The sequence below is a fragment of the Roseibium sp. SCP15 genome, assembly GCF_040329435.1.
Taxonomy (GTDB): domain Bacteria; phylum Pseudomonadota; class Alphaproteobacteria; order Rhizobiales; family Stappiaceae; genus Roseibium.
Window position 1 is genome coordinate 335,578 of the sequence record NZ_JBDZYI010000004.1, and the last position, 15,382, is coordinate 350,959.

General features: G+C 57.6%; 13 protein-coding genes. 7 read left to right on the forward strand and 6 right to left on the reverse strand.

Features of this window, described 5'->3' with window-relative positions; all coding sequences use genetic code 11:
* Positions 1-7: 7 nt before the first annotated feature.
* The 7 genes from ABLO27_RS21435 to ABLO27_RS21465 all read left to right on the forward strand — a co-directional run bounded on the left by ABLO27_RS21435 (position 8) and on the right by ABLO27_RS21465 (position 7,697).
* The gene (locus ABLO27_RS21435; RefSeq protein WP_353035550.1) at positions 8-1,099 is read left to right on the forward strand and encodes an ABC transporter ATP-binding protein; all 1,092 of its coding nucleotides are present in this window, start codon (positions 8-10) and stop codon (positions 1,097-1,099) included.
* Between the two features lie 529 nt (positions 1,100-1,628).
* On the forward strand, positions 1,629-2,417 hold the full coding sequence (locus ABLO27_RS21440) for a DeoR/GlpR family DNA-binding transcription regulator (RefSeq protein ID WP_353035551.1): 789 nt from the start codon (positions 1,629-1,631) through the stop codon (positions 2,415-2,417).
* Positions 2,417-3,487 carry an ABC transporter ATP-binding protein gene (locus ABLO27_RS21445; RefSeq protein WP_353035553.1) on the forward strand — a complete coding sequence of 357 codons (1,071 nt, stop codon included), beginning with the start codon at positions 2,417-2,419 and terminating at the stop codon, positions 3,485-3,487. Before ABLO27_RS21440 ends, ABLO27_RS21445 begins: the two co-directional genes overlap by 1 nt.
* A 67-nt stretch (positions 3,488-3,554) precedes the next feature.
* Positions 3,555-4,838 carry an ABC transporter substrate-binding protein gene (locus ABLO27_RS21450; protein WP_353035555.1) on the forward strand — a complete coding sequence of 428 codons (1,284 nt, stop codon included), beginning with the start codon at positions 3,555-3,557 and terminating at the stop codon, positions 4,836-4,838.
* Positions 4,839-4,917: 79 nt separating this feature from the next.
* Positions 4,918-5,805, forward strand: coding sequence for a carbohydrate ABC transporter permease (locus ABLO27_RS21455; protein ID WP_353035557.1), 888 nt, complete (start codon positions 4,918-4,920; stop codon positions 5,803-5,805).
* Positions 5,802-6,623 (forward strand): carbohydrate ABC transporter permease, encoded by an 822-nt coding sequence (locus tag ABLO27_RS21460; RefSeq protein ID WP_353035559.1) that lies wholly within the window; start codon positions 5,802-5,804, stop codon positions 6,621-6,623. Before ABLO27_RS21455 ends, ABLO27_RS21460 begins: the two co-directional genes overlap by 4 nt.
* Before the next feature lie 165 nt (positions 6,624-6,788).
* Positions 6,789-7,697 carry a sugar kinase gene (locus tag ABLO27_RS21465; protein WP_353035561.1) on the forward strand — a complete coding sequence of 303 codons (909 nt, stop codon included), beginning with the start codon at positions 6,789-6,791 and terminating at the stop codon, positions 7,695-7,697.
* Between the two features lie 67 nt (positions 7,698-7,764).
* Here ABLO27_RS21465 and iolB read toward each other — a convergent pair whose 3' ends face one another.
* The 6 genes from iolB to ABLO27_RS21495 all read right to left on the reverse strand — a co-directional run bounded on the left by iolB (position 7,765) and on the right by ABLO27_RS21495 (position 15,370).
* Positions 7,765-8,568, reverse strand: coding sequence for a 5-deoxy-glucuronate isomerase (iolB, locus tag ABLO27_RS21470; RefSeq protein WP_353035563.1), 804 nt, complete (start codon positions 8,566-8,568; stop codon positions 7,765-7,767).
* Positions 8,568-9,479: a myo-inosose-2 dehydratase gene (iolE, locus tag ABLO27_RS21475; RefSeq protein WP_353035565.1), complete on the reverse strand. Its 912-nt coding sequence runs from the start codon at positions 9,477-9,479 to the stop codon at positions 8,568-8,570. The genes iolB and iolE overlap by 1 nt, the downstream gene beginning before the upstream one ends.
* 188 nt (positions 9,480-9,667) lie before the next feature.
* The gene (gene iolD / locus ABLO27_RS21480; RefSeq protein ID WP_353035567.1) at positions 9,668-11,509 is read right to left on the reverse strand and encodes a 3D-(3,5/4)-trihydroxycyclohexane-1,2-dione acylhydrolase (decyclizing); all 1,842 of its coding nucleotides are present in this window, start codon (positions 11,507-11,509) and stop codon (positions 9,668-9,670) included.
* Positions 11,506-13,452, reverse strand: a complete 1,947-nt coding sequence (locus tag ABLO27_RS21485) for a bifunctional 5-dehydro-2-deoxygluconokinase/5-dehydro-2-deoxyphosphogluconate aldolase (protein WP_353035569.1) — start codon at positions 13,450-13,452, stop codon at positions 11,506-11,508. The genes iolD and ABLO27_RS21485 overlap by 4 nt, the downstream gene beginning before the upstream one ends.
* 29 nt (positions 13,453-13,481) lie before the next feature.
* Positions 13,482-14,261, reverse strand: a complete 780-nt coding sequence (locus ABLO27_RS21490; protein WP_353035571.1) for an ATP-binding cassette domain-containing protein — start codon at positions 14,259-14,261, stop codon at positions 13,482-13,484.
* 2 nt (positions 14,262-14,263) lie between these two features.
* A complete protein-coding gene (locus tag ABLO27_RS21495; RefSeq protein ID WP_353035573.1) occupies positions 14,264-15,370 on the reverse strand; it encodes an ABC transporter permease in 1,107 nt (368 codons plus the stop codon).
* Between the last annotated feature and the right edge of the window lie 12 nt (positions 15,371-15,382).

Here is a 15,382-nt window from a genome sequence, read left to right on the forward strand (position 1 = left end):
AGCCCGCATGACTTCGTTGTCCCTTAAGGATGTCAGCAAGTCCTATGGTCCGGTTGAGGTTCTGCGGAACATCGACCTGGAAATCGAAGAGGGCGAGCTGATCGTTTTCGTCGGGCCCTCGGGCTGCGGAAAGTCAACGCTTTTGCGCATGATTGCCGGCCTGGAAAAAATCACAGGCGGCACGCTCGAGATCGATGGCACCGTGGTAAACGATGTGCCGCCGGCGCAGCGCGGAATTGCAATGGTCTTCCAGTCCTACGCGCTTTATCCGCACATGACGGTTTATGACAACATGGCCTTCGCGCTCAGACTTGCGCACAAGTCAAAAGACGAGATCGACAAAGCCGTCAGAAGTGCGGCGGAAACGCTTCAGCTGACGCATTTGCTCGATCGATTGCCGAAGGCGCTGTCAGGTGGTCAACGCCAGCGTGTTGCCATTGGCAGGGCCATTGTACGAGACCCGAAGGTCTTCCTGTTCGATGAGCCGCTTTCCAATCTGGATGCTGCCTTGCGTGTTGCAACGCGGATCGAAATTGCGCAGCTGAAGGAAAGCATGCCGGAAAGCACCATGATCTACGTCACGCATGATCAGGTGGAAGCCATGACGCTGGCCAGCCGGATTGTCGTGCTTCATGGCGGTGACGTGGAGCAATTCGGAAAACCGCTGGACCTTTATGAACGCCCGGCAAATACTTTTGTCGCCCAGTTCATCGGCTCTCCGGCCATGAACCTGATCGAGGCCAAGGTTACGGCAACAGGCGCTCAAACTTCCGTTCAAATGGCCGATGGTGGTCATGCGGACGTACCGATTGCATCCCGCGAGAGCGATCTTGGCACGGCGGTCAAGCTTGGAGTGCGGCCTGAGGATCTCACGGTCACCGAGAGCGATGACTACCTCGTTTCAGCGGAAGTGGAGATCGTCGAAGCTCTTGGGGAGACAACGGTTCTCTATTTCAAGGCCGAGAATGGCGACCCGTCCCTGATCGCCAAGCTGCCTGGTATCAACAAGATTGAAAAGCACACCACAGTTCGCATGACGGCAGCTTCGGACAAGCTGCATCTCTTTGATGGTGAGGGCAAATCGTTCCTTTATCGGTGAGGTGTGATCAGTCTGAGAATGCGGCCACCCTGCCCAGGCGGGGTGGCTTTTTTTTGGCAGAAGCGGAATGGGCACGGGTGTCGTTCAGTGTGGATGTCCTGCGTGGTAGCGCTTCCCTGAAACTGTCGTCAAGGCGTTCACGCTTTGAGATTGCCTCGTACACTTCATCGCTGAGACGAGATCCGTCGCTCGACTGCAGATAGACTGCAGCGAACACAATGATGGTTTCACTGGACGAGACAACTTAACTGGCAAAGTTGTCGACGCATGTGGAATCCCATGCAAATTCCCGTAGGGGTTGTTCGTGTGATTTTATAATCTTTTGATTTTGTCGGCGTTGCGACGCGATTTGGCATTCCCAAATTCAAAAACTGTCATATCATTTTCATATGAGCGTCGAATAAGGTTCATATGAAAATGTTTTATCAGGCTTCGAAGTTGAACCTTTTCGAGTCAACACAAAGCTGTTTCGGGCTGTGAGCAATCAATATCGCCTGGAGCAAGGTAAATCGTGTCGGGTCATAAACACATGCTTGGACAAATAGATATTTCGAAACGACAGGCCGAAATCGCTGATCTGGTCCAGAAATCCGGATTCGCGTCGGTCGAGGAACTGGCGGATCGTTTTGAAGTAACGACCCAGACAATCCGCCGTGACGTCAACGGCCTTTGTGAAATGGGGATCCTTCGGCGCACGCATGGCGGTGTCGAGCCACCGGCGCCTGCTTCCAACATTCATTATTCCACTCGGCAGATCCTGAACCTTCCCGAGAAGCAACTGATTGCGACTCTGGTCGCCAACGAGATCGACAACAATCAGTCTCTGGCCTTTTCGATTGGAACGACACCGGAAATCGTCATGCAGGCGCTGACGGCGCACGAGAAGTTGGCGATCTTCACCAACAACCTCAATGTCGCTTTCACGGCATCGATCAATCCATCCTACCAGGTAACCATCGCCGGTGGACGCTTGCGCCATGGAGATCGCGACATCCTGGGGTCGGCGGCGCAGGCGTTTTTCTCCAACTACAAGGTGGATATCGGCATTTTCGGTGTGGCCGGTGTCGATGAAGACGGAACGCTGCTGGACTTTCATGAAGACGAGGTCGCGGCACGGCAGTCAATACTGGCGAACTGCCGGAAATCCTATCTCGTTCTTGATCACAGCAAGTTCGGTCGAAGTGCGCATGTGCGTGGCGGCAAACTGAGCGATGTCGATGCCATCTTCACCGACCGGCCTGTACCGCCTTCGATCCTGACCAGCCTGGAGGGCACCAACACTCAGGTTCATGTTGCCGGAGACGGAGGGCGGTCATAATGACCGGCGGCATGCTCTCCAGCTCCGGCAAGACCATTCGCCTGGACGGTGTTTCACGCGTCTGGGGTGACACCAGAGCTGTAGACAATCTGTCAGTCGACATTCCCGCGGGCTCGTTCACGGCTTTGCTGGGGCCATCGGGATGCGGCAAGTCGACAACGCTGCGGATGATTGCCGGACTAGAGGACGTGAGCAGCGGCAATATCGTGATCGGCAACGAAGATGTGACCGGCAAGCCGTGTTCAAAGCGCGACCTGTCGATGGTGTTTCAGTCCTATGCGCTGTTTCCCCATCTGAGCGTCGCGGAAAACATCATTTTCGGATTGAAAGTACGCCGGGTTGGCAGGACGGATCGCGATCAGAGGCTGAGGAAAGTCGCGGAGCTACTCGGACTGTCGCAGCTGCTTGATCGAAAGCCGGGTCAGCTTTCCGGTGGACAGCAGCAACGTGTCGCCTTGGGACGGGCGATCATCGGCGAAAAGCCGATCTGCCTCATGGATGAACCGTTGTCGAATCTCGATGCCAAGTTGCGCCACGAAATGAGGATCGAGATCCGCTCGTTGCAGCAACAACTCGGCTTCACCATGGTTTACGTGACCCACGATCAGGTGGAAGCCATCACCATGGCCGACCAGGTCGTGCTCCTGAACAAGGGACAGCTGGTGCAGGCGGCGGCTCCGCGCGATCTTTACGAAAAGCCTGCAAGCCCCTTTGCAGCCCGCTTTATCGGCACGCCGCCGATGAACCTTTTTCCCGCCAGTGCATTTGCAAGATTGGCTTCGGCTCCCGGCCATCAGCTCGGCATCAGGCCTGAAGCGATGCATCTGCAGCAAGGCGGACCAGTGACCGCTTCTATCCGTGCACTGGAATATCTGGGAGCGGACATTCTGGCCGACTGCGTTCTGGCCGACACTCAATTTCAGGTCCGGCTGCCGACAGGAAAGTCCGTCGCGCCCGGCCAGTCCATCGACCTGGGGTTCGAACCTCAGGCGTTGCATGTCTTCGATGCCGACACCGGCATGCGGAGGGACGATCTTGTTTCAGAAATTGGAGCGCAATTGCGCTCCTGACCAACTGCGTGGGCCCGCGTAGACCGACCGCAGTATTGCGGATGTTCAAACCTTAGGAAGTAAACTGATGTTGAAGTCCACTTTCCTGAAGGCCGTTGCTGCAACGGCCCTATCCTTCAGCACCTGGGCATCCGCTCAGGCTGTTGATCTGCAATTTTATTTCCCGGTCGCTGTTGGCGGTAAGGCAGCCGAGACCATCCAGGAACTGACAGACGCCTATGCTGCACAGAACCCGGATGTGAAAATCGACGCCGTTTACGCCGGGTCCTACCAGGATACTGTTGCAAAGGCGATCACCGCTTCGCGTGGCGGAAACCCGCCGCAGCTTTCCGTTATCCTTTCCGTCGACATGTTCACCCTCATCGACGAAGATCTGATCGTTCCCTTCGACGACTATCTTTCCACTCAGGAAGACAAGGCCTGGATCGACGGTTTCTACCCGGCATTCATGGAAAACAGCCAAACCGGCGGCAAGACCTACGGCATTCCGTTCCAGCGTTCCACGCCGGTTCTCTACTGGAACAAGGAAGCTTTCAAGGAAGCAGGCCTGAATCCGGACGTTGCTCCGCAGACCTGGGATGAAATGGTCGAATTCGGCAAGAAGCTGACCAAGAAGGACGCCAGCGGCAACGTCACCCAATGGGGTGTTCGCATTCCGTCTTCCGGGTTTCCTTACTGGCTGTTCCAGGGTCTCGCCATTGAAAATGGTGCCATTCTCGCAAATGCCGATGGCAACAAGACCCATTTCGACGATCCGAAAGTCGTCGAAGCGCTGCAGTACCTTGTTGACCTGAGCACCAAATACGAAGTGATGGCACCGGGCATCATCGAGTGGGGCGCAACACCGAAAGCCTTCTTCGAAGGCCAGACAGCGATGATGTGGACCTCCACCGGCAACCTGACCAACGTTCGCAACAATGCTCCGTTCGATTTCGGTGTCGCCATGCTGCCGGCCAACGTTCAGCGCGGTGCCCCGACAGGCGGTGGCAATTTCTATCTGTTCAAGGGCGCTTCGGAAGAGCAAACCAAGGCAGCGGTGAAATTCGTCCAGTGGATCACTGCGCCGGAACAGTCCGCAAAGTGGACCATTGCCACCGGGTATGTCGCTCCGCGTGCGGAAACCTGGGAAACCGAAACGATGAAGGCTTACACGGCCGACTTCGCCCCGGCCCTGGTTGCCCGTGATCAGCTCGAGTTCGCCAAGGCAGAGCTTTCCACTTACCAGAACCAGCGCGTTACCGGCATCTTCAACGATGCTCTGGCGGCAGCCATTACCGGCAAGAAAGACCCGGCAACGGCGCTGAAGGAAGCTCAGGCGCAAGCTGACGCGATTCTGGCCGAGTATCGCTAATTCCCACCTGACATGGAGCGGCGGACTTATTGTCCGGCGCTCCGTTTTTCCTCTTCTGACATTTCGGATCGTGACGCCAATGCGGGGCCCCAATATCAAACGCGAATGGATCTACGGCTGGTTGCTTCTTCTGCCGGCAATGGTGTTTCTGTTCGCCTTCACCCACATTCCGGCGATCACGACTTTTCTGAACAGCTTCTTCTCAACTCCTCGTGGCCGCCGGCCCGCAAAATTTCTTGGCCTTGGCAACTACGAACGCATGCTGGATGACCCGGTATTCTGGAAGGTGCTGTGGAACAATCTTTGGTTCGCGCTTGGGACAATCCCGGTTTCAATTGCCCTGGCGATCGTCATGGCGCTCTGGGTCAACGAAAAGCTCGCCGGGCGCAGTTTTGTCCGCATGGCCTATTTCACGCCCACCGTGCTGCCACTGATCGCTGTCGCCAATATCTGGATGTTCTTCTATACGCCCGGCTTCGGGCTGTTCGACCAGATCACGGGCTTTTTGTTCGGCTGGCCTGCCAGCAACTATCTCGGCAACCCGGACACCGCGCTGAATGCGATTATCGTCGTGACTGTCTGGAAGGAAGCAGGATTCTTCATGATCTTCTACCTGGCGGCGCTACAGGCTATTCCGGTGTCGTTGAAAGAAGCTGCCCAGATAGAAGGGGCGGGACGCTGGACCATATTCTGGCGGATCACCTTTCCCTTGCTCATGCCGACGACGCTGTTTGTCTGCGTGAATGCCGTGATCAATTCCTTCCGTCTGGTGGACCATATCTTCATCCTGACGGATGGCGGGCCCGACAATGCCTCGGCTTTGCTGCTGTTCTACATCTATGAGGTTGCCTTCCGCTTCTGGGAAACGGCCTATGGCGCGACGCTCACCGTGGCGTTGCTGGTGCTGCTGTCTCTGCTTGCCATCGGCCAGTTCTTCTTCTTCGACCGCAAGGTGCATTACAAATGACCGGCACCGCTGACATTCTCGATCGGGTGTTGAACACGCTCGCTGCCTGGGCGCTCGCACTTCTCTGGGTGTTGCCGCTTACCTATGCGATCTGGACCGCGTTTCATCCCGCTGCCTATGAAGCAAGGTTCGAGCTGCTCGCACCGCTGACGCTGGAGAATTTCGCCAAGGCGTGGGAGGCAGCACCGTTTGCCCGGTACTTCCTGAACACATTTGTGCTGGTCACGTTGATCCTTGCAGGACAGTTCTTCCTGTGCACGCTGGCTGCCTACGCCTTTGCGCGTTTTACGTTTCCGGGTCGGAACGTGCTTTTCGCGTTGGTTCTCCTGCAGCTCCTGGTGATGCCGGACATTCTGATGGTCGAAAATTATCAGACCATGCGCCTTCTGCATCTGGTGGACACCATCCCGGCTATCGCCTTGCCCTACATTGCATCCGGCTTCGGCATTTTCCTCCTGCGCCAGACTTTCATGACCATCCCGAAGGAACTGGATGAAGCGGCGCGGATCGAAGGATCGTCGTTCCTCGGCGTGCTCTGGAAGGTTTATATCCCGCTGGCCAAGCCAACCTATCTGGCCTATGGCCTGGTTTCGGTCAGCCATCACTGGAACAACTTCCTGTGGCCGCTGATTGTGACCAATTCGGTTGATACAAGGCCGGTCACCGTCGGTCTCAGTATCTTCTCTGCAATCGACAGCGGCATCGAATGGTCGGTGATCAACGCAGCCACGCTGATGACCTCAGGGCCACTTCTGATTGCCTTTCTTCTCTTTCAACGTCAGTTTGTGCAAAGTTTCATGCGCGCCGGGATCAAGTGAATCTGCCGGTTTTGCCGGGGGACCGTGCCCGTCGTGCGGGCTTCCGCCTGACACGTGCGGAGATTGCCATTTGAATTGGCCGGTGTTCATGTTAAGTCGATTTAAATCGATTAAATTGGCAAAAGATGGCGACAATCGAAGCGCCGCTGCCGTGGAGGATTTTTCGTGTCAAAGACATTTCTGGCAATTGGCGAGTGCATGGTCGAGATGGCTCCGACCGGCGAGGGTACATTTTCAATGGGGTTTGCCGGGGACACGCTGAACACAGCCTGGTACGCGCGCAAGCACCTGCCTGCCGATTGGAACGTCAGTTATTTTACCGCGGTTGGCCAGGATCAGGTTTCAGACCAGATGCTTGAGTTCCTGAACCGGTCGAATATCGACACCGGGTCCGTTCGCAAGTTGGAGGATCGGACCGTTGGCCTTTACATGATCCAGCTGAAAGATGGTGAACGCAGCTTCGCCTACTGGCGTTCGCAATCGGCAGCGCGGCAACTGGCGTCAGATACAGTTCACCTGGAAATGGTGATGTCCGGCGCAGGGCTGATCTATTTCAGCGGCATCACCTTGGCCATCTTGCCCGCAGATGACCGCAAGGCCTTCTTGCAAGCCCTTCGCACGGCACGTTCAGCAGGGGCGAAAACCGCCTTTGATCCGAACTTGCGTCCTCGCTTATGGGAGGATGCTGACACCATGCGGGCTTGTGTGACCGAAGCAGCGGGACTGTGTGACTTCGTCATGCCGTCCTTTGAAGACGAGCTGGCCCATTTTGGCGACGCGAATGCACAGGTCAGCGCTGACCGCTATCTGGCGGCAGGAGCAGCCACGGTGGTCGTGAAAAATGGTCCGGAAGAGGTGGTGTTCGCAACAAAGAGCGAGCGGCACGCCTTTCAACCCGATCCGGTCCGGAACATCGTTGACACCACTGCGGCAGGAGACAGCTATAATGCCGCTTTCCTCGCAGAATTCCTGACAAGCGGCGATCTGCCTGCGAGTGTCGACGCCGGTGCCCGGTTGGCCGGAAATGTAATCCAGCACCGCGGAGCCCTGGTCGACAGTTTAGAACCGGCCTGAACGAGAAAGCTGAAACGCTACAACAAAAAAGGGCGCTTTTAAGCGCCCTTTGGTTTTAGGAACTGCCTTATCCGGCGTCGCGCTGAGCGATCCAGTCATGGTCCGGGTGGTTCTGGAAGCGCCATTTGCGCATCGGACCTGCCATGACGTTGAGATAGTACATCTCGTAGCCATAGGGAGCACCGCAGGGATGGTGCCCCTTTGGCACCAGAACAACGTCACCGTCGGAAACAGCCATGGTCTCGTCCAGTTCTCCGTCTTCGGTGAAGACGCGCTGGAAACCGAAACCCTGTTTCGGGTTCAGACGGTGATAGTAGGTTTCTTCCAGATAGGTCATGTCCGGGAAGTTGTCCTCATCGTGCCGATGTGGCGGATAGGACGACCAGTTGCCCTGCGGCGTGAAGACCTCGGTCACCAGAAGGCTGTCGGCGATATCGCTCTCTTCCATCGCAATCGGGTGGATGTAGCGGGTGTTGGCGCCCTTGCCGCGCTCCACGACATCGATGTCGGTGATTACGCGGGCCTTGTAGTTGCCCTTGCCCGGAGCCGTGCAGACAGCCAGTACGCAGTCGGTTGTCGCCTTGGCGGACCAGCTGGTGCCGTTCGGCAGGTAGACGCAATGCGGTTTCTTGCGTTCAAAGACACTCATCCGGTCGCCGAGCTCACCGAAATCTTCGCCGGCTCCGGAGATTTCCGCCTTGCCTTCGACCAGCACCAGAATGACTTCGGTGTCGCCCGTTTCTTCCGATGCGGTTTCACCGGCCTTCAGATGGTAAAGACCAAAGCCGACATAGCCCCAGTTGGCGCTTTCCGGAGTGATGTCGTGAACCTTGCCGGATGTCCCGGACGGCTTGACGAGAAGTTCTGCCATCATGCGGCTCCCTGAGCTTTGTCCAGACCTGCCGCCCTGGCAAATTCTTTCAGAGCTTTCAGGCCCATGGACTGGTACTTGAACGGATTACGTACAGCAGGATCCTGTTCGGCTTCAATCACAAGCCAGCCCTCATAGCCGTGATCAGCGGCAATCTTCAGGACCGGCTCGAATTCAACTGCGCCATCAGCATCACCGGGAACGGTGAACACACCGCGGCGGACGCCTTCCAGGAAAGAAAGATTTTCGTCGCGAACCTGCTTCATGATGTCCGGGCGGACATTCTTGGCGTGAATGTGAGCGACCCGGGCCATGTGCTTTTGAGCAACTGCATTCGGATCGCCGCCACCGAAATAGGTGTGGCCGGTGTCGAGCAGCAGTTTGGTTACCGGGCCGGTCACTTCCATGAACCGGTCGATTTCAGCTTCGCTCTCGACAACAGTGCCCATGTGGTGGTGGTAGACGAGTGTAATGCCCTGTTCTTCGCAGTATTTGGCGATCTCCTCGACTTTCGAGCCGAAATCACTCCATTCGCCGTCGGCAAGTTTCGGGCGGTTGTTGACCGCTTCACCGTCATTGCCGTGAATGGCGTTGGAGGTCTCACAGGTAATGCAAACCTTGCAGCCCATGGCCTTCAGAAGATCCAGATGCGGCTGGATCGATTTCTTCTCGTCTTCAACCGAGTGCGCCAGAAGGTTCAGGGAATGCCAGCCGGAAACAAATTTAAGGCCGTAAGGGTCCAGAACGCCTTTGAGTGCGCTCGGTTCGGTCGGGAACTTGTGACCCTTTTCGATGCCGTCAAAGCCGATTTCGGCAGTTTCCCGGAGGCAGGATTCGAGCGGGATTTCGGCACCGAGTGTTTGGTCGTCGTCGTTCGACCAGGCAATCGGGTTGGTTCCGTAAAGAATCATGGTTCTGTCCTGTAACGTTTCCAATGAACGTTCAATTCGTTGTCTATTTGGTTCCTGCCTCGCGGCAGGGTGTCGTTTGTGGGATGCCCATTCGGGTTAGTGCGAGAATGGTTCGTCCCTCAACAAGAGCCGGGCTCCGGCCTCTCCCGGCGGGAGAGGCTTGTTTGCCCCGGTTGGATTACTCAAACTCAGTTCGCCAGGCGTTGATGTTTCAAGGCTTCCATGTAGTTCTCGCGCGCCTGATTGACTCCTTTTCGATCAGAGACTTCAGGCACGGCAACGTCCCACCAGTGTCCACCACCGTTTTCGCCCGGTCCATGCATCGGATCGGTGTCGATGACGATAACCGTCGGGATCGACCTGTCCCGCGCTTCCAGGATCTGGGCCTCCAGATCCGCAATGTCCTTGGCCTTGACGGCGTGAGCGCCCATGGAAGCCGCGTGCGCGACGAAGTCCAGGTCGGGCTGCTCCACAACGTTGCAGTCCTTGTAGAGGTTGTTGAACTGCTCACCGCCACAGCCCATTTGTAGGCGGTTGATACAGCCATAACCACGGTTGTCGGTCAGGACGACTGTGAAAGGAACGCGGCGCATGACGGCAGTGGCAAGTTCGGAATTGGCCATCATGTAGGAACCGTCGCCGACGAAACAGACGACATCACGCTCCGGCTGTGCCAGCTTGATGCCCATTGCGCCGGCAATCTCGTAGCCCATGCAGGAATAGCCATATTCCATGTGATAGCCGCCTTGCGGAGCCTGCCAAAGGAGCTTCAGCGCACCTGGCATGGTTCCTGCTGCGCACATGGCGATGGTTTTGTCGGTCGAAGTCCGCTGCACGGCCCCGATAACCTCCGCGTCGAGTGGCAGATAACCTTCAGGCGTGTCGGCGCGGGCACTGCAGTGCGCGTCAACCTTTGCAAGCCAGTCAAGACGGGACTGCGGATCGAAAGCGCCGGCCTTGTGATCGCCAAGGGCTGCGGAGATCTTTTCCAGCGAGGCCTTGGCATCGCCAACGACGCCGACCGCACCGTGTTTGCCGGCATCGTAGCCCTGCACATTGATGGAGACGAGCTTGCGCTGCGGCTGCTTGAACAAAGCCCAGGACCCGGTTGTGAAATCCTGGAAACGGGTTCCGACACCGATCACGAGATCAGCGCCTTCGGCAACCACGTTGGCGGATTCAGCACCATCGACACCGGCAGCACCGAAGTTCATGGGATGGGACTGGGCCAGAGCGGACTTGCCGGCCTGAGTTTCAATCACCGGAATGCCATGGCGGGTTGCGAAGTCGCCGAGTGCTTCTTCCGCCTGGGAGTAAATCACACCACCACCGCACACAATCACCGGGTTCTTTGCTTCCTTGATCAAGGCAGCAACGTCGGCAACATCGCGAGTGTCCGGTTCCGGACGACGGATACGCCAGACAGTCGGCTCGAAAAAGCTCTCCGGGTAATCGAATGCCTCGGCCTGGGTATCCTGGCAGAAGGACAGGGTGACGGGGCCGCAATTGGCCGGATCAGTCATGACCCTGAATGCGCGGGGAAGGGCGGTCAGCAGGTGCTCCGGCCGGCTGATCCGGTCGAAGTAACGTGAAACCGGTCGGAAACAGTCGTTGGCGGATACGGTGCCGTCGTCGAAATCCTCAACCTGCTGCAACACGGGGTCCGGGGCGCGGTTTGCAAAGACATCGCCGGGGATGAGCAGCACCGGCAAACGGTTGACGTGAGCGAGAGCTGCCGCAGTGACCAGGTTGGTTGCGCCAGGACCGATGGACGACGTCACCGCCATGGCACGTGTGCGCTTGTTGGCCTTGGCATACGCGATTGCCGTGTGAGCCATGGTCTGTTCGTTCTGACCGCGCCAGGTCGGAAGAGCATTGCCCGCGTGTTCAAGGGCTTCACCCAGACCTGCCACGTTGCCGTGACCGAAAATCGCCCAGACGCCGTCGATGAACCGTTCACCGTCTTCCGTCAGCTGCGCGGAGAGATAGCGGACCATCGCCTGAGCGGCGGTTAAGCGGATCGTGCTCATGCAGAAATTCCTTGACGTTCTGAAGATTGCGCCTTGACGCGGGCGTCGTCCCAAATCCGGCACAGGCGCTCAAAGCGGTTGGTCATGTCGGCGACAGCTTCGTCATTTGTCAGATTGCCTGCAAGCCATTTGCGCGCGGCATCCGCAAAAATCGTCCGGCCAACTGCGAAGCCCTTGACGAGGTCGAAACTGGCCGCCTCGGCAAAGCTTGCGGCGAGCTGGTCTTCCGGCGCGTCGAGCCCAAGGATCACGATGCCCCGTGTGTTCGGGTCGTTTTCGGTGATCGCCGCACAGGCCTTCGACCAGGCTTCCTGCGTCGTCAGTGGTTCCAGCTTCCACCAGTCCGGATAGACGCCGATTTCATACATGCGGCGGATGATGATTGCGGTCGTGTCGTCGTCAACAGGGCCGACCTTTGACGGGATCACTTCCAGCAACATTTCCAAATTGTTGCGACGGCAAGCGGCGAAGAGGCGTTTGAGGACATCTTCCTGCTCAGCCCTCATCTCTTCGGTGTCGTCCGGGTGGTAGAAGCATAGGACCTTGACGACATGTTCGACCGGCCACTCGGCCAGGCCGCCGAAATCCGGACCGATCTCGGGTTCAAGGGTTAGTGGCCGGGAGGCTGGCCACTCCACGGGATGACCGATCCAAAGTCCGGATCCGGCGGCCCGGTAAAGGGCGTCGCGCCCAAGCCGGCTGTCGCACAGGATGCCGTAGCCCGACTGGCCGTTTGCAACGTTGTTGGCGGCGTCGAGGCAAAGGTTCTTGAAATCGCCGATCTTGTCATGAGAAGCGCCGGCGTCGTCCGCCATCTGTTCCAGCTGGATACGATGATCGAAGGCGAAGACGCGCATTGTCGACCAGTCGCCACCATGCGAGGTGTGCCTGTTGGTGGTCCAGTGGATCTGCTCCAGCTCCGGGTCCTTGCGCAGGGCCTTGGTCTTGACGCCGCGCTTCAGGAAGAACTGAAGCTCGTCCCAGCTCGGGTAAGCGGGTGTGCAGCCGTGACGGGAAACGGCAAAGGCGCCGCAGGCATTGGCGTAGGTCAGGCTGGTGACCCAGTCTTCACCGCGGATCCAGCCTGTCAGGAGACCGGACATGAAGCCGTCGCCAGCCCCCAGCACGTTGAAAACTTCAATCGGGAATCCTGGACCGGAAACGCCGTCATCCAGACTGTCCGGGATCTGGCCTTCAAAGGCTGTGGCACCCATCGGGCCGCGCTTGCAGACAAGCGTTGCGCCGGAAACCTTGCGCACATTCTTCAGTGCCTGCACGGTGTCCGTGGTGCCGCCGGCAATGTGAAATTCTTCTTCGGTTCCGACAATCAGGTCGAACAGGTGCAAGGTGGATTGCAGTTTTGCCGTGACCTTGTCGGAGGCAATGAAACGGTTTTCGCCGTCGCCATGGCCGGAGAGGCCCCACAGGTTGGGGCGGTAGTCGATGTCGAGAGCGGTCTGACCGCCGCTTTCGCGTGCCAGTTTCAGTGCTTTCAGAACTGCGGCTTCGGTCTGCGGGTGGCTCAGGTGGGTTCCTGTTGCCACGACGGCTTTTGCCGAAGCGATGAAGTCGGGATCGATATCGTCTTCGCACAGAGCCATGTCTGCGCAGTTTTCACGGTAGAAAATGAGCGGAAACTGCTCCTGGTCCCGGATGCCGAGCAGAACCAGGGCAGTCAGCCGTTCTTGGTCGGTAACGACACCGCGTGTGTCCACGCCGTGCCGTTCCAGTTCTTCACGGATAAAGCGTCCCATATGTTCATCACCGACGCGGGTGATCAGTCCGGATTTCAGCCCCAGCCGGGCTGTTCCGGTTGCCATGTTGGTTGGGGAACCGCCAATATACTTGTTGAAGGACGCCATGTCCTCCAGGCGGCCACCCACCTGTGCGCCGTAAAGATCGACCGACGATCGGCCGATGGTGATGACATCGAGATTTTTCACGACTTTATTCCGTCTTCTGATAGGGCGTCTTAGATTGTGCCGCCCAGGGAGCCTTCCAGTTCAGCGAGTTCCTGACCACCTGCCATCAGGTCCTGAAGCTCCTCTGCCTGGATATCGCCTCGAGCTGCGGTGCCGAGAGTCTTGCCACGGTTCAAAACAGTGAACCGGTCACCCACCGCCATGGCGTGGCGTACGTTGTGAGTGATGAAGACAACTCCAATCCCTTTCTTGCGCACCTTGTCGATGGTCGCCAGAACGTTGGATGTCTGACGGACACCGAGAGCAGATGTCGGCTCGTCGAGGATGAGAACCTTGGCGCCGAAATAGACCGCCCGGGAAATGGCAACGGTCTGGCGCTCACCGCCCGACAATGTTCCCACAGCCTGGTCGGGTGAGCGCAGGCGAATACCCATCTTGGCCATTTCGGTCATGGTGACCTCATTGGCGGTGCTGGTGTCGAAACGCTTCAGGATGCCTCTGCCTTTGGTCGGCTCGCGGCCCATGAAGAAGTTCCGTGTCACCGACATCAGCGGGATCATCGCCAGGTCCTGGTAAACCGTTGCAACTCCGGCTTCCATCGCGTCGCGGGGACTGTGGAAGGTGACAGGCTTGCCTTCGATAAACATCTGTCCGGATGTCGGCTGATGGACGCCGGACATTGTCTTGATGAAGGTGGATTTGCCCGCACCGTTGTCGCCCAGCAGGCAGTGGCATTCTCCGGGAAAGACATCGAAGCTGACGCCGGCAAGCGCGATGATGTTGCCGAAGTGCTTTTCGATCTTGTCCATATGGATGATTGGTTCAGACATGATCAGCGCTCCCCGGTCACACGTTTGCGGATAGCGTTGTTGAACAACACGGCGATGAGCAGCATTGCGCCCAGGAACACCTGGAACCAGTCCTGGTCAAAGTTCGTGTAGGTCAGTCCGATAACCACCATGCCGAAGATGATCGAGCCGAAGAAGGCACCGATTGCCGAACCGTATCCACCGGTAAGCAGGCAGCCGCCGATAACAGCTGCGATAATGGCCTCGAATTCCTTCTGGAAACCGCGGCGGGCATCAGTCGATCCGGCATCCATCACGGTGATGATGGCAACCAGAGCGGCACAGCAAGCCGTCAGCATGAAGAGGGAAATCTTGACCCGGTTGACCGGAACACCGGAGTTGGAGGCTGCATTCTTGTCGCCGCCGGCGGCAAAGATCCAGTTACCGACAGGCGTGCGCAGCAGGACGTAGGTTGCCAGCAGCGCGATGATGATGAACCAGATGATTTCAACCGGAATACCCGGCACTTTCGGGGTGCCGCTCTTGAAGGTGTCGATAAGACCCTGAGACGCGAACCAGGAAAACAGGCCGGTAAAGGCATCGCCCGAAAAGAACGGAGCAAGCCAGTCGCCTTCCACGGCTTCGCGAACGCCGCGCAGCTGCGTCGAGCCGCCGGTTGCAAGCTTCAGACCAACGAGGGACAGGCCGCGAAGAATGAACAGAAAGGCTAGCGTCACGATGAATGAAGGCAAGCCTGAACGGATCACGATGGTGCCGTTCACTGCGCCTACCATACCGGCAAATACGAAGGTCAGCGGGATCGCCAGTACAAGCGGCAAACCCCAGGTTACCGTGCAGGCAGCAAAAAACAGGCCTGAAAACGCGACCATGGAACCGATGGAAAGGTCGAACTCCCCGCCGATCATGAGCATTGCAGCCCCGATGGCCAGGATGCCGAGCTGGGCGGCAGGTGTCATGAAATTCATGATGCCTGAAAGCGTGAACATTGAGCTGTCAGCGGTCGCCAGAAAGAAGATGACGACGAGAATAACCCCTGCGATCGCCCCAAGTTCCGGGCGTTTCATGATTTTTGCGCCAAAGGACTCCGACTTTAACCGTTCGTCCTCACTTGGGCTGATTGTCTCGCTCAAAGGTGCCTCCCT

Excerpts from the sequence above, each read along its gene's own strand:
- ABLO27_RS21435 (WP_353035550.1), top strand. The coding sequence starts at position 8 with ATGACTTCGTTGTCCCTTAAGGATGTCAGCAAGTCCTATGGTCCGGTT.
- ABLO27_RS21455 (WP_353035557.1), top strand. The coding sequence starts at position 4,918 with ATGCGGGGCCCCAATATCAAACGCGAATGGATCTACGGCTGGTTGCTT.
- ABLO27_RS21450 (WP_353035555.1), top strand. The coding sequence starts at position 3,555 with ATGTTGAAGTCCACTTTCCTGAAGGCCGTTGCTGCAACGGCCCTATCC.
- iolD (WP_353035567.1), bottom strand. The coding sequence starts at position 11,509 with ATGAGCACGATCCGCTTAACCGCCGCTCAGGCGATGGTCCGCTATCTC.
- ABLO27_RS21440 (WP_353035551.1), top strand. The coding sequence starts at position 1,629 with ATGCTTGGACAAATAGATATTTCGAAACGACAGGCCGAAATCGCTGAT.
- iolE (WP_353035565.1), bottom strand. The coding sequence starts at position 9,479 with ATGATTCTTTACGGAACCAACCCGATTGCCTGGTCGAACGACGACGAC.
- iolB (WP_353035563.1), bottom strand. The coding sequence starts at position 8,568 with ATGGCAGAACTTCTCGTCAAGCCGTCCGGGACATCCGGCAAGGTTCAC.
- ABLO27_RS21445 (WP_353035553.1), top strand. The coding sequence starts at position 2,417 with ATGACCGGCGGCATGCTCTCCAGCTCCGGCAAGACCATTCGCCTGGAC.
- ABLO27_RS21490 (WP_353035571.1), bottom strand. The coding sequence starts at position 14,261 with ATGTCTGAACCAATCATCCATATGGACAAGATCGAAAAGCACTTCGGC.
- ABLO27_RS21460 (WP_353035559.1), top strand. The coding sequence starts at position 5,802 with ATGACCGGCACCGCTGACATTCTCGATCGGGTGTTGAACACGCTCGCT.